The following is an 11,898-nucleotide window of genomic DNA, read 5'->3' as shown; positions in this document are numbered from 1 at the left end:
GCGAGGCGGGAAGAGCGGGGAGAAGGGGGAAAAGAGGTCAGCGGCCGCTGGGACACGCGGCGGACGCCACCCGCAGCAGGTCGATGTGACCGCGCGTGGTGAGCCAGGCTGACGAAGACATGCCCTCGAAGCTAGCGAGGTGTCCATAACTGGTCAATGGCGTCTTGCCACTCGGACCTTTGTTGCAGGAGTTTTAAACGGGGCCGTACGAGGATGGGGGTATGACCTTCCGTACGCACCTCCTCGAGATCACCACCGGCTCCCGCGAGACCGTCGCCGACTTCACCGCCGACTGCGCGGCCTATCTGCGGGAGGTGGCGGACGGCGGTGACGGGCTGCTGAATGTCTTCGTGCCGCACGCCACCGCCGGGGTGGCGATTCTGGAGACCGGCGCGGGCAGCGACACCGATCTGCTCGCCACACTCCGTGATCTGCTGCCCGCGGACGACCGCTGGCGCCACCGCCACGGCAGCCCGGGCCATGGCCGGGACCATGTGCTGCCCGCCATCGTCGCGCCGCATGCGACGCTTCCGGTCATCGGCGGGGAACTCGCCCTCGGCACCTGGCAGTCGGTGTGCCTGGTCGACACCAACAAGGACAACCCCTACCGCCAGGTCCGGCTGAGCTTCCTCGGCTGAGCTATCTCGGCTGAGCTATCTCGGCTGAGGGATCAGCTGTCCTGCCGCTCCGCGTTCTTCTCCTTGATCCGCGCCGCTTCCTTCCGCACCTCGGCCTGGGTGGCGCGCTCCTTCTCCAGCCACTCGGGGGACTCCCGCTTCAGGGCCTCGATCTGCTCGGTGGTGAGGGGCTCGGTGATTCCGCCGCGCACGAGACCCGCGATGGAGGTGCCCAGCTTCGCCGCGACCACCGGGCGGGGGTGCGGTCCGTCACGGCGCAGCTCCCGCAGCCACTCCGGCGGATCGGCCTGCAACGCGTTCAGCTCGGTGCGCGAGACGACACCCTCCTGGAACTCGGCGGGGGTGGCCTGGAGGTACACGCCCAGCTTCTTCGCCGCGGTCGCGGGCTTCATCGTCTGGGTCGTCCGGTGCGTCTTCATGGTGTCAAGGGTATCGAGCGTGTATGCGGCCTCCGACCACGACCGGTAGCCTGGCGGAGTGACCAGCTCGGATGTATCGCCTTCGTTCCGGCTCGCGTATGTCCCGGGGGTGACGCCCACCAAGTGGGTGCGGATCTGGAACGAGCGGCTGCCCGATGTGCCACTGACCCTCGTCCCGGCGTCCGCCGCCGAAGCGTCCGATGTGCTGCGGGACGGCGGCGCCGACGCGGGTTTTGTGCGGCTGCCGGTCGACCGGACGTTCTTCAGCGCGATCCCCCTCTACACCGAGACCACGGTGGTCGTGGTCCCGAAGGACCACCTCATCGCCGCGGTCGACGAGGTGACCGTCGAGGACCTGGCCGATGACATCGTGCTGCATCCCCTCGACGATGTGCTCGGCTGGGAGCAGCTGCCGGGGCGGCCCGCGATCGAGCGCCCCGCCACGACGGCGGATGCCATCGCCCTGGTGGCGGCCGGGGTGGGAGTGCTCGTCGTACCGCAGTCCCTCGCCCGTCTGCACCACCGCAAGGACCTGACGTACCGGCCGGTCACGGACGGCCCCGAGTCGCGCGTCGCGCTGTCGTGGCCGGAGGACGCGACCACCGACCTGGTGGAGGACTTCATCGGGATCGTCCGCGGGCGGACCGTCAACAGCTCACGGGGTCGCACTCCGGCCCCGGCGGCGCAGCCGAAGGCCAAGCGTCCGGCCGGCGGCGGCGCACCGCGGAAGCACACGGCGGGCAGGGCGGCGACGGGTAAGAGCCCACGCGGTGGTTCCGGCGGCTCCAAGGGCGGTAAGCGCGGCAAACCCCGCCGCCGGTCGTAGCCATGCCGCCCCCGGCTACCCGGGCTGATCGGCAGCACCGTCCTCCCACAGGGCCGGGCTGTGGGAGCCGACGAGGGCGCCGATCCTGGTCAGGATCTCGTCGGCCGGGCGGGCGGCGAGGCGGCGGCCGTCCCGCAGCCGCAGGCTGATGTGCCCGTCGGCGGCTTCCTTGGCACCGATGACGGCCTGGTACGGGACGAGGCGGGCCGCCCGGATCCGGGCGCCCAGGCTGCCCCGGTCCGGCCCCGCCACCTCGGCGCGCAGTCCGAGGGCGACGCACCGCCGGGCGAACTCCTCGGCGTACGGCAGCTGGTCCTCGTGCACCGGGAGGACCGCCAGCTGGGTCGGGGCCAGCCAGCCGGGAAACGCGCCCCCGTAGTGCTCGATGAGGTGGGCCACCGCACGCTCGACACTGCCGATGATGCTGCGGTGCACCATCACGGGCCGGTGCTTCGACCCGTCCGCGCCGATGTAGCGCAGATCGAACCGCTCGGGCTGATGGAAGTCGATCTGCACGGTGGACAGGGTGAACTCCCGCCCGGCGCCGTCGGCGATCTGCACGTCGATCTTGGGCCCGTAGAACGCGGCCTCGCCCTCGGCCGCCTCGTAGGGCAGACCGGAGCGCTCCAGCACCTCGGTCAGCAGCGCGATCGAGCGCTGCCACAGCTCGGGGGCGGCCACGTACTTCCCGCCGGGGCCGGGGAGCGAGAGCCGGTAGCGGGCCGGGCTGATGCCGAGCGCCGCGTACGCCTCCTGGATCAGCTCCAGGGCGGCCAGGGCCTCGTCGGCCACCTGGTCCGGGGTGCAGAACACATGCGCGTCATTGAGCTGGATGGCGCGGACCCGGGTCAGACCGCCGAGCACCCCGGAGAGTTCGGACCGGTGCATCCCGCCCAACTCCGCCATCCGCAGCGGGAGTTCACGGTAGCTGTGGGCGCGGGAGCGGTAGATCAGCGCATGGTGCGGACACAGGCTCGGCCGCAGGACCACCTGTTCACCGCCGACGTCCATCGGGGGATACATATCGTCGCTGTAGTGCGCCCAGTGTCCCGAGATCTCGTACAGCTCCCGTTTGCCGAGCACGGGGGAGTACACATGGCGGTAGCCCGCCCGCCGTTCGACGGCGCGGATGTACTCCTCCAGACAGTGGCGTACGGTCGCGCCGTCGGGCAGCCAGTACGGCAGCCCCGCGCCGATCAGCGGATCGGTGTCGAACAGGTCCAGGTCGCGGCCGAGTCGGCGGTGGTCGTGGGCAGCCACGTGGTCGTTCATGGTGGTCTCCTCGCGTACGGCGGAGCGAGTGACCACAGCGCGAAGCCCCGGGGCACTCGCCCCGGGGCTTCGGATCAGAACATCGATCAGCGCGCCGGGACTCTGTCCGGCGTCGTCGTCACGGCGATCGCGGCACGCTGCATGGTGGCGATGGTAGCAGTACCGCTCAGTCCTGCGGGGTGCCCGCGGGCAACGTACGCCAGGTCACCTTGGTGCGGGTGTGGTACGCCCAGTCGAGCATCTTCTTGGCGTCCGGGTACCGCTTGGCGTCGTTCAGCACCACCCCGATGACGGTGCGGCCGCCGCGCTTCGCCGCGAAGACGATGCACTTGCCCGCCGCGCTGCCGGTGCCGGTCTTGACGCCGATCGCGCCGTCGTACGAGCCCAGCAGCTTGTTGCTGCTCGACCAGTAGTAGGTGCGGGTCCGGCCGTTGGCCGCCGGGGCCTGCTGCTCGGTGTCCGTCGTCTTCACCACCGCGCGGAAGGTGGCGTTGCCCAGCGCGTGGCGCGCCAGCTTCGTCAGGTCCCGGGCGGTGGTGTAGTTGGCGTTGTGGTCCGAGATCCCGTCGAAGGAGTCGTAGTGGGTCCTGGACATCCCGAGCGCGTCGGCCTTCTTGTTCATCTTGGAGATGAACGACGCGGTGCGCTTGGCGGTGGTGCTCCCGGTGCCGAAGGTATCGGCCAGGGCCATCGCGGCGTCACACCCGGACGGCAGCAGCATCCCGTAGAGGAGCTGCCGGACCGTGAGCTTGTCGCCCTTCTGGAGATCGGCCTTGCTGCCGCCGCTGCGCTCGATGTAGTCCAGGTACGCCTGGCGCACGGTGACCTTCTTGTCGAGGTTCACCCCGCGGGTGTCCAGCACCACCACGGCGGTCATCATCTTGGTGATGCTGGCCATCTGCCGCTTGGTGTCGGCACCCTTGGCCCACAGCTTCTTGTTGGGGCCGCTGTCGAGCAGATACGCGCTCTTGGCCTGGATCCCCGACGGCCCGGCCGCCGTCGTCCGCACGGTGGGCTGCGCGGTGGCCTGTGCGCTGGCTGTCGGTACGGCGACCGACAGCGCCGCCGTGGAGGCGATGACCGCCGCTCCCCAGCGGCGCACCGCCTTACCCCCATGTCGTCCCATACGCCCTCCAACTCCTCAGTGACTGTTCGGGCGCGCGTATCCTCTCATGGGGACAAGGTGGCGAAATGTCGGGGTGTCAGCCGCCGCCGGTGGTCCACGCGTACGCCCGCTCGGGATCGAACTCCCCCTGGCCGCCCGGGAAGACGAGCCCCGCGGAGGCGAACGCCGAAGGGTCCGGACCGCCCCGCCCGGCGTCCGCGGCGTACGGGACGGCGATGCAGCGCATCCCGGCCCGCCGTGCCGCCTCCACACCCGGGGCCGCGTCCTCGACCACCACGCAGTCGGCCGGAGCGGTGTCCAGCAGCCGCGCGGCGGCCAGGAACACATCCGGTTCGGGCTTGCCGCGGCCGACCTCCTCCGCGGATACGTACACGGGCAGCAGCGCGCTCAGCCCGGTGGCGGTGAGCGCGGCCTCGATCGCGGCACGGGAGGATCCGGAGGCGACGGCGAGCCGGTGCCCGGCCGAGCGCAGCCGCTCGACGAAGGCGCGCATCCCGGGGAAGACCTCGGTGGCGGTCCTGGCCAGCTCCAGATAGTGCCGGTTCTTGACGGCGAGCAGCTCGTCCACGGACGCGTCGAGGGCGTAGCGGTCGCGCAGGGTCTCCAGCGTCTCGCGGGTGCCTATGCCGATGAACCGGGAGTGCTCCTCCCAGCTGAACCCGGTGACGCCGTACCTCTCCAGGGTGCGCCGCCCGGCCTCGTAGTAATGCGGCTCGCTGTCCACGAGGGTGCCGTCCAGATCGAAGATCACGGCGGGGGCGCGCGGTGGGGCCGGGGGCGGTGTCGGGCTGGTGCTCATGGCCACCAGCATGCCAAGACGGTGCTCAGCTCCGGCCCCGGGGCTCCTGGGCGCGGGCCGCCGGAGCCGCCCGGCCCACCGCCTCCACCAGCGGCAGCATCCGGTGGCGCACCCGCTCGCGCAGCGCGATCTCCGTGCGCGTACGGACCACACCGGGCATCCGGATCAACCGCTGGACGACGTCCTCCAGATGCGCGTTGTCCCGCGCCACCACCCGGGTGATCAGATCCCCCCCGCCGGTGATGGAGAACGCCTCGATGATCTCGGGCAGCGCGGCCACCGCGTCGCCGACCTCGTCCAGATGGCCCTGGGTGACCTCGATATGGACGAACGCCAGGACGGGATGGCCGAGTGCGGCGGGCGACAGCGAAGGACCGAAGGCCGTGATGACCCCCTCCCGCTCCAGTCGGTCCAGCCGCGCCTGCACCGTGCCCCGGGCGACACCCAGCGTCCGCGCGTACTCCCGGACGCTGGTGCGCGGCTGCTCCAACAGCAGCCGCAGGATCCTCGCGTCGAGCGCGTCCACCGCTGTCGCCATCGGCCGCCGGCCCCTTCGTGCTGTGCTGTACCCGGGGACGCTGGTGTCGGTCTGCGGTGCGGCCCCGTCATTCCACGATACTCACGGCTGTGAGCGGCGCGATCAGCATCGGACAGGCGACGGTTCTCGGCCTGGTGGAAGGGGTGACCGAGTTCCTCCCGGTCTCCTCCACCGGACATCTGAAGATCACCGAAGGACTGATGGGCATCCCGGTGGACCAGCGGTCCGTCGTCGCCTTCACCGCGGTGATCCAGGTCGGGGCCATCGCGGCGGCCCTGGTCTACTTCTCCAAAGACATCGCGCGCATCTCCCGGGTCTGGGCCCGCGGTCTGTTCCACCCGGAGGAGCGCTACCGCCACGACTACCGGTTCGGCTGGTGGGTCATCTTCGCCACCCTCCCCATCGTGGCCGTCGGACTTACGGCGAAACCGCTGATCGAGGGGCCGCTCGCCTCGCTGTGGGTGGTGGCCGGATCCCTGATCGCGGGCAGCGGCGTGATGTGGGCCGCGGACCGCCGGGGTCGCCACAAGCGCGGTGAGGACGACGCCGGGTTCCGGGACGCCATGCTCGTCGGCAGCTCACAGATCCTGGCGCTGCTCTTCCCCGGCTTCTCCCGCTCCGGCGCCACCATGTCCACCGCGCTGCTGCTGGACCTCGACCGGGTGGCGGCCACCCGGCTGTCGTTCTTCCTGGGCATCCCGGCCCTGACCGGGGCGGGCCTCTACGAGCTGAAGGACGCGGTGGGCACCGGGGTGGCGGTGGCCCCGCTCGTGGTCGGCACCGCCGTGTCCTTCGCGGTCGCCTACGCGTCCATCGCCTGGCTGCTGCGGTATGTGGCCCGGCACTCCTTCAACGCGTTCGTGGTCTACCGGATCGCCGTGGGGCTGCTGTTGTTCGGCCTGCTGGGCGGCGGCGTGCTCGACGCCTGAGCCGCCGCCCGGTGGATGGCCGTCCGGGGCGGGTCAGCGCCGGAACTCCGCGTCGGGGCAGGAGTCCGGGTCGTCCTGTACGAAGAGCACAGGGTCCTCAGGCGTACCGCCGATGTCGAGCGTCTGCTCCTCCAAGGGTGCCTCGCCCTCGGTGGTGCTGTCCTCATCGTCGAAGCTCAGGTCGATGTACGCGAACGTGTCCTTGCTCGGGACGACCGTGCCCACGCCATAGGACCAGTCCCCGACGCCGTCGAAGTGACGCTCGGAGTTCCCTTCGGACAGATCGTAGGGCCAGTTCTTCACCCGTGCCTTCTTGCCGAGTGTGATGCGCATTCCGTCGGGTCCCCGAAAGGTCCCGCGCAGGTCGGCTGAGGACACGCTCGAATTGGCGCTCATGCATTCCCCCGACACCGCGTTGAGAACCGCGATACACCCCAGGGGAAAGGTGAGACACACCGCTCCGATGAACATGAACCTGAGTGGCCGGATGCGCCAGAGCCTTCGGACGGTGCCTGCTTGCTTCGTCTTTGTCATCTCGATGGAAGGTGTCAGTGGTGGTCGGCCGGGTCGATGCGTTCGGTCCAGACCATGGTTTCTCCGATGTCGCTGGCCGGACCCTTCTTATGATTCAACTTCTCCTGCCAGTCCGGATAGCCGGGCAGAAAGGACTCCATGTCGGTGTCGTTGGTCAACTTGTACTGGACGATGAGCTTGCCGTCCGGGTCGGTGCCCTTGACCGTGTAGTCGACGTCGTAGGAACCGAGGAGGGACTGCGCCTCATTGGTGTCCCCGCCCCACAGATTGTCGAGCCCGGACAGCCCCGCCATGTCCTTGGCGTAGGTGCCCACTTGGCCCAGGAGCGACTTGCCCGAGAGTTGGTATTTCACCCTGCCCGTGGCATTGCCTTCCTTCCACCCGTCCACGGTCTGGCTCCGGATGCTGTCCATGCTCTCGCTCTTGCGGAGCTGTTCGACGAACGGATCGTGCTGCGAGAACTGGTACGCCTCGTCGCCCGTCCCGGCCACCCAGTTGGCCAGCAGGGTGCGGGGTGTGAGGTGGTTCTTCCGCGGATCGGGGTCCAGCCCCTGGAGTTCCCGGCCCAGCTGGTCGAGGCGGTCCGTGCCGATGCCGCCGGTGTGGTTGATGTCCGTGCGGACCTTCCCGCTGTTGAACCAGATGTCCAGACCGACGTTGGCCATGAGGGTGATGGCCAGGTTCTGGTCCGCCTCGAAGGCGTCCCGGAGGATCATGTTGAGCTTCCGCTGGGCGGCATTCCTCTTCTTGGCGTCCTTCTCGGAGAGATTCTCCTGCCTATCGCATGCGCTTCCCACGATCACGTTGCCCTTGGCGCCGACATACATCCCCTCCTCGCCGAACCCCTTCACGGCCTCGCTCAGCCGCTTCTGGACGGCCTTCAGCTCACCCGCCCCGTCCTCGATCGAACGCCGCACCCCGTCCACGACCTTGGCGGCCGCCGTGGTCTGGCGCTGGATGTCATCGATCTGGGCCCAGGCGTAAGGGGCGGCCATGCCCTCCCAATACCCCTTGTCCCTCAGGGGTTTGAGCACCTCGTCGCGTATCTTGTCGTCGAGATCCTTGATCTTCTCGTGAACGGCCTTCCACTTGTCGGCGAGGGTGTTCAGCGCCCCGAAGTCGGCCTTCCGGAAGGACGCGTAGTAGTCCTCATAGGAGCTGGCGGTCACCGGTACCTCCAGATCGACGAGGTGGACGGATCCAGGGGCGGCGTGGACTGGTCCTTCAGGAACGGGCTCTTCTTGTGCTTGCCGAAGGTGTCCCCGGTGCCCTGGTCCTGTTTCACATGGGTGTTGGCCGCGAGCCGCAGGCTCTCCGAGATATGGGCCAGCCATGCGGTGACCGTGCCCGCCTGCTCCTCCCAGTGCTTATGGGAGCGTTTCAGCGCGCTCTCCGCCGCCAGCCCGTCGATGGCCCTGGCCGCTGTGGAGGTCGGCTCTTCCAAGGACGCCGCCTGCTTGTGGAGGGTGTCGTAGACCTCGTCGGCCTTGCCCGCCGCGCCGCGCAGCACACCGGGCGCGATCGCGAGGTTCTGCGGTACGGGTCCCTGGACGCCCGGGGCCAGCGGCCGCCGCGGGGCCGGGGAGCTGGGATCGTAGATATTCGGGTCGCCCAGCGGCGACATCAGTGGGGGTGGGGCTACCAGCCCATCGGAGAGGGGCTTGCCCGGAAGTAACGGAAGCTGGTCGTCCTTCGGCTCAGGAAGATCGTCTTTGCTCATCATTTCCCCCGGTTCCTCATGGCAATGACCTTCGAATGCTAACCGAACTCCCCTGGCAAACCCCTGCTTATAGCCATGAAGTAGGCGTATGCCTGCTGATGCCTCATGTCTGTCACTGGCTGGACGAATGACGTAGTGCGGACGTAGTCCAATGGCTCGCCCCCGGCCGCCGCGACCCCGCCGTGACTGGGCCATTGGCCCAGTGGACCCGGGCTCGGTTGAGCCAGAAGCCCTCCGGGTGCTGTGATGGGTCCGTCGATGGCGCTGCGGACCCCCGTGGCGCCTTTTTCATGCGGTTTCATGCGGTTTCATGCGGTGATGTCGCGCCATGGCGCGCGCATGGGCAAGGGGAACGGGACGCAGTGCTGAAGAGGATGTTCATGGCGCCGGATCCGGGGCGGCTGCGGCTTCGTGTCTCGACGCGGGCCGTCCTCGGTGTCGGACTCGCCGTCGCGGCCACCGCGGTGGCCGGGCTTCCGCTGCCCGCCGTGATCGCCGCCGGGCTCGCCGCGCTGCTCGCGCTGTTCACCGTGGTCGATCCCACGGTGCGACGGCAGGCCGTCACCACCGCGGTGCTCCCGGCCGTCGGTCTGCCGGTGCTGGCCCTGGCCGCCGCGCTGCACGGGCTGGCGGCGGTGCGGGACGCGGCCTTCCTCGCCGTTGTCTTCTGCGGGGTGGCGGCCCGGCGCTGGGGGGCGCGGGGCAACGCCCTGGGGATCTTCGCGTTCATGATGTTCTTCGCGGCGCAGTTCCTGCACGCGGTGCCCGCGGAGCTGCCGCGACTGACCGCGGCGGTGCTGACCGGGGTGCTGGCGGCGGCCCTCGTGCGGTTCGGCGTATGGCCGCTGGAGCGGCGTGACCAGCCGTCCGTGGTGCCCGCGCCGCCGGGAGGGCGCGGTCTGGCCAGGCCCGCCACCCGGCAGGCGTTCCAGGCGGTCGTGGCCTGCGGCTTCGCTCTCGCCGTCGGTCAGGCCGTCTCCGGCGAGCGCTGGTACTGGGCCGTCGGCACGGCGTGGTGGATCTTCGTCAACACCGCGTCGCGCGGCGAGACGCTGGTCCGCGGCTTCCGTCGGGTGCTGGGCACCGGCTGTGGGATCGCGGCCGGGCTGGTGGTGGCCGTACCGCTGCACGGGGCGCCCGCGCCCACCGCCGCCCTCGTCGCCGTCTGCGTCTTCGGGATCTTCTACACCGCCGCGCCGTCCTACAGCTGGATGATGCTGTTCGTGACCCTCATGGCCGGGCTGCTGTACGGGCTGCTCGGAGTGCTCCACCCCGGGCTGCTCACGCTGCGTCTCGAGCAGACCGCCGTGGGCGCGCTCGGGGCGGCGCTCGCCGTCGCCGTTGTCCTCCCGGTCACCACTCACGCCGCCAGCGACGCCTGGGTGCGCAGCGCCCTGGAGTGCGTACGGCAGTGCGCCGCCGCGTCCGCGCGGCGGCTCGCGGGGGACGCGGCGGCCGACCCCGCACCGTATGTGGCCGAGCTGGAGTCGGCGCTCGGGCGGCTGCGGATGTCGGTCGCCCCGCTGCTGCACCCGCTCAGCCCGCTGCGCACCCGCCGGGCCCGCGCCCGGCAGATCATGGTCGGGCTCGACGACTGCGCACGGCAGGTCCGCGGCCTCGCCGAGCTGGCCGCCGACCCGGACGCCCGTCACGACGCACGGCTGATCACCGCCTGCCGCCGGGTGGAGACCACGGTGGGGCGGCTGATGACCCCCGGCGCAGGTGGTGCGGCGGCCACCGAGCCCACCGCCGTCACCGCGCCCCCCGCTCCGCATCCGCATGTGGACCGGGCTCTGGCCCAGCTGCACGAACTGGAGCGCTCGCTGGCCACACTGGCGGCCCCGCTGCGTGGCCACCCGCCGGTGCCGGTCCGGGCCTGATCGCACCCTCCCGCCGGTGGGCCCCGAGCCGGTGTCCGGACACGACGCCCAGGGCATCGCTTGGTCTAGACCTTGCTGTTACCGTCGGCCCGGCAGCGGATTCGGCGGAAGGGCGGCGGGATGGCCGGGACGGACACGGGACTGCGGGCGTACATCGGATCGTTCACCTCGGAGGGCGGCGCCGGGATCACCGTGGCATCGCGCGATCCGGAGTCGGGTGCGCTGTGCCCCCGGCACACCACCGATGTGGTCGCCAACCCCTCGTACCTGGCCCTCGCGCCCGGCGGGGACATCCTCTACACGGTGCGCGAGACCGACGACGGGGCGGCCGCGGCCCTCATGGTCACCGACCCCGGCACACCGCCCGTGCCGCTGGCCGCCCCGGTGTCCGTACGCGGTGCCGGGCCCACCCATCTCGCGCTCGCCGGAGGCCATCTGCTCACCGCCAACTATGTGTCCGGCAGCGTCACCGCGCTCCCGCTGCTCGACGGCGGGGCGCTGGGCGAACCGACGGCCGTGTTCCAGGACGAGGGCAGCGGACCGCATCCCGAACGGCAGCGCGGGCCCCATGCGCACCACGTGCGGCCCGACCCGTCGGGCCGCTGGCTGCTCACCGTCGACCTGGGCACCGACGCCGTACGGATCTACGGTCTGCCCGGACTCCGGCCGCATGGCGCGGTCTCCCTGCGGCCCGGCAGCGGTCCGCGCCATCTCACCTTCCATCCGCGCGGTGAGCGCGCGTATGTGATCAACGAGCTGGAGCCGACGCTCACGACATGCCGCTGGGACGCGGCGGACGGCAGGCTCGAACCGCTCGGCGAGACACCGGTGCTGCCCGGTGGTTCCGGGTCCGGTCGTTCCGAGCCCCGTGGTTCCGCGGGGGAGTGCTTCCCGTCCGAGGTGGTGGTCTCCGGGGACGGCCGGTTCGCCTGGGCCGCGGCCCGTGGCACCGACACCGTCACCACCTTCGCGCTCGACGCCACCGGCGACCGTCCGGAGCCGGTCGCCACCACCTCCTGCGGCGGCAGCTGGCCCCGGGACCTGGCACTCGGTCCGGAGGGGCGTCATCTGTACGCGGCCAACGAACGCTCGGGCGACGTCACCTGGTTCAGCCTCGACCCCGCGACGGGGGTACCGAGGCAGGCCGGATCCCTCGCGGTGCCCGCGGCCTCCTGTGTGGTGTTCGGCTGACGCGCGTAGCCGGATACGCGGTGGGG

General features: G+C 70.6%; 14 protein-coding genes. 5 read left to right on the top strand and 9 right to left on the bottom strand.

Features of this window, described 5'->3' with window-relative positions; genetic code table 11:
* Nucleotides 1-37: 37 nt before the first annotated feature.
* Nucleotides 38-121 carry a putative leader peptide gene (locus AB0C66_RS30195; RefSeq protein ID WP_362445830.1) on the bottom strand — a complete coding sequence of 28 codons (84 nt, stop codon included), beginning with the start codon at nt 119-121 and terminating at the stop codon, nt 38-40.
* 100 nt (nt 122-221) lie between these two features.
* On the opposite strand from AB0C66_RS30195, the gene AB0C66_RS30190 reads away from it, so the two are divergent.
* Complete coding sequence (locus tag AB0C66_RS30190) at nt 222-638, top strand: YjbQ family protein (protein ID WP_362445582.1); 417 nt, start codon at nt 222-224, stop codon at nt 636-638.
* A gap of 32 nt (nt 639-670) precedes the next feature.
* On the opposite strand, the gene AB0C66_RS30185 is transcribed toward AB0C66_RS30190, so the two are convergent.
* On the bottom strand, nt 671-1,057 hold the full coding sequence (locus AB0C66_RS30185) for a DUF5997 family protein (RefSeq protein WP_362445579.1): 387 nt from the start codon (nt 1,055-1,057) through the stop codon (nt 671-673).
* A 58-nt stretch (nt 1,058-1,115) separates the two neighbouring features.
* Here AB0C66_RS30185 and AB0C66_RS30180 point away from each other — a divergent pair, with 58 nt between their 5' ends.
* A complete protein-coding gene (locus AB0C66_RS30180) occupies nt 1,116-1,883 on the top strand; it encodes a LysR substrate-binding domain-containing protein (RefSeq protein WP_362445576.1) in 768 nt (255 codons plus the stop codon).
* A 15-nt stretch (nt 1,884-1,898) separates the two neighbouring features.
* Here the strand turns inward: AB0C66_RS30180 and thrS are convergent, their stop codons facing one another.
* The 4 genes from thrS to AB0C66_RS30160 all read right to left on the bottom strand — a co-directional run bounded on the left by thrS (nt 1,899) and on the right by AB0C66_RS30160 (nt 5,618).
* Nucleotides 1,899-3,191, bottom strand: coding sequence for a threonine--tRNA ligase (gene thrS, locus AB0C66_RS30175; RefSeq protein WP_362445573.1), 1,293 nt, complete (start codon nt 3,189-3,191; stop codon nt 1,899-1,901).
* 130 nt (nt 3,192-3,321) lie between these two features.
* Entirely contained in the window at nt 3,322-4,281 is a 960-nt protein-coding gene (locus tag AB0C66_RS30170) for a serine hydrolase (RefSeq protein ID WP_362445570.1), read from the bottom strand.
* 76 nt (nt 4,282-4,357) lie between these two features.
* Nucleotides 4,358-5,080: an HAD family phosphatase gene (locus tag AB0C66_RS30165; protein ID WP_362445567.1), complete on the bottom strand. Its 723-nt coding sequence runs from the start codon at nt 5,078-5,080 to the stop codon at nt 4,358-4,360.
* A 25-nt stretch (nt 5,081-5,105) separates the two neighbouring features.
* The gene (locus AB0C66_RS30160) at nt 5,106-5,618 is read right to left on the bottom strand and encodes an Lrp/AsnC family transcriptional regulator (protein WP_362445565.1); all 513 of its coding nucleotides are present in this window, start codon (nt 5,616-5,618) and stop codon (nt 5,106-5,108) included.
* A gap of 89 nt (nt 5,619-5,707) precedes the next feature.
* Here AB0C66_RS30160 and AB0C66_RS30155 point away from each other — a divergent pair, with 89 nt between their 5' ends.
* Nucleotides 5,708-6,547, top strand: coding sequence for an undecaprenyl-diphosphate phosphatase (locus AB0C66_RS30155; protein ID WP_362445562.1), 840 nt, complete (start codon nt 5,708-5,710; stop codon nt 6,545-6,547).
* A 33-nt stretch (nt 6,548-6,580) separates the two neighbouring features.
* On the opposite strand, the gene AB0C66_RS30150 is transcribed toward AB0C66_RS30155, so the two are convergent.
* The 3 genes from AB0C66_RS30150 to AB0C66_RS30140 all read right to left on the bottom strand — a co-directional run bounded on the left by AB0C66_RS30150 (nt 6,581) and on the right by AB0C66_RS30140 (nt 8,804).
* Complete coding sequence (locus AB0C66_RS30150) at nt 6,581-6,880, bottom strand: hypothetical protein (RefSeq protein ID WP_362445559.1); 300 nt, start codon at nt 6,878-6,880, stop codon at nt 6,581-6,583.
* 215 nt (nt 6,881-7,095) lie between these two features.
* Nucleotides 7,096-8,250, bottom strand: a complete 1,155-nt coding sequence (locus AB0C66_RS30145; RefSeq protein ID WP_362445557.1) for a hypothetical protein — start codon at nt 8,248-8,250, stop codon at nt 7,096-7,098.
* Nucleotides 8,247-8,804 carry a hypothetical protein gene (locus AB0C66_RS30140; protein WP_362445554.1) on the bottom strand — a complete coding sequence of 186 codons (558 nt, stop codon included), beginning with the start codon at nt 8,802-8,804 and terminating at the stop codon, nt 8,247-8,249. Before AB0C66_RS30140 ends, AB0C66_RS30145 begins: the two co-directional genes overlap by 4 nt.
* A gap of 371 nt (nt 8,805-9,175) precedes the next feature.
* Here AB0C66_RS30140 and AB0C66_RS30135 point away from each other — a divergent pair, with 371 nt between their 5' ends.
* The gene (locus AB0C66_RS30135) at nt 9,176-10,681 is read left to right on the top strand and encodes an FUSC family protein (protein WP_362445827.1); all 1,506 of its coding nucleotides are present in this window, start codon (nt 9,176-9,178) and stop codon (nt 10,679-10,681) included.
* A gap of 120 nt (nt 10,682-10,801) precedes the next feature.
* On the top strand, nt 10,802-11,872 hold the full coding sequence (locus AB0C66_RS30130) for a lactonase family protein (protein WP_362445551.1): 1,071 nt from the start codon (nt 10,802-10,804) through the stop codon (nt 11,870-11,872).
* Nucleotides 11,873-11,898 lie beyond the last annotated feature (26 nt).

It is taken from the genome of Streptomyces sp. NPDC048636, from assembly GCF_040650655.1.
GTDB lineage: Bacteria > Actinomycetota > Actinomycetes > Streptomycetales > Streptomycetaceae > Streptomyces.
The sequence above is the reverse complement of the archived record's forward strand: the minus strand, read 5'-3'. Positions and strand labels throughout refer to the sequence as shown.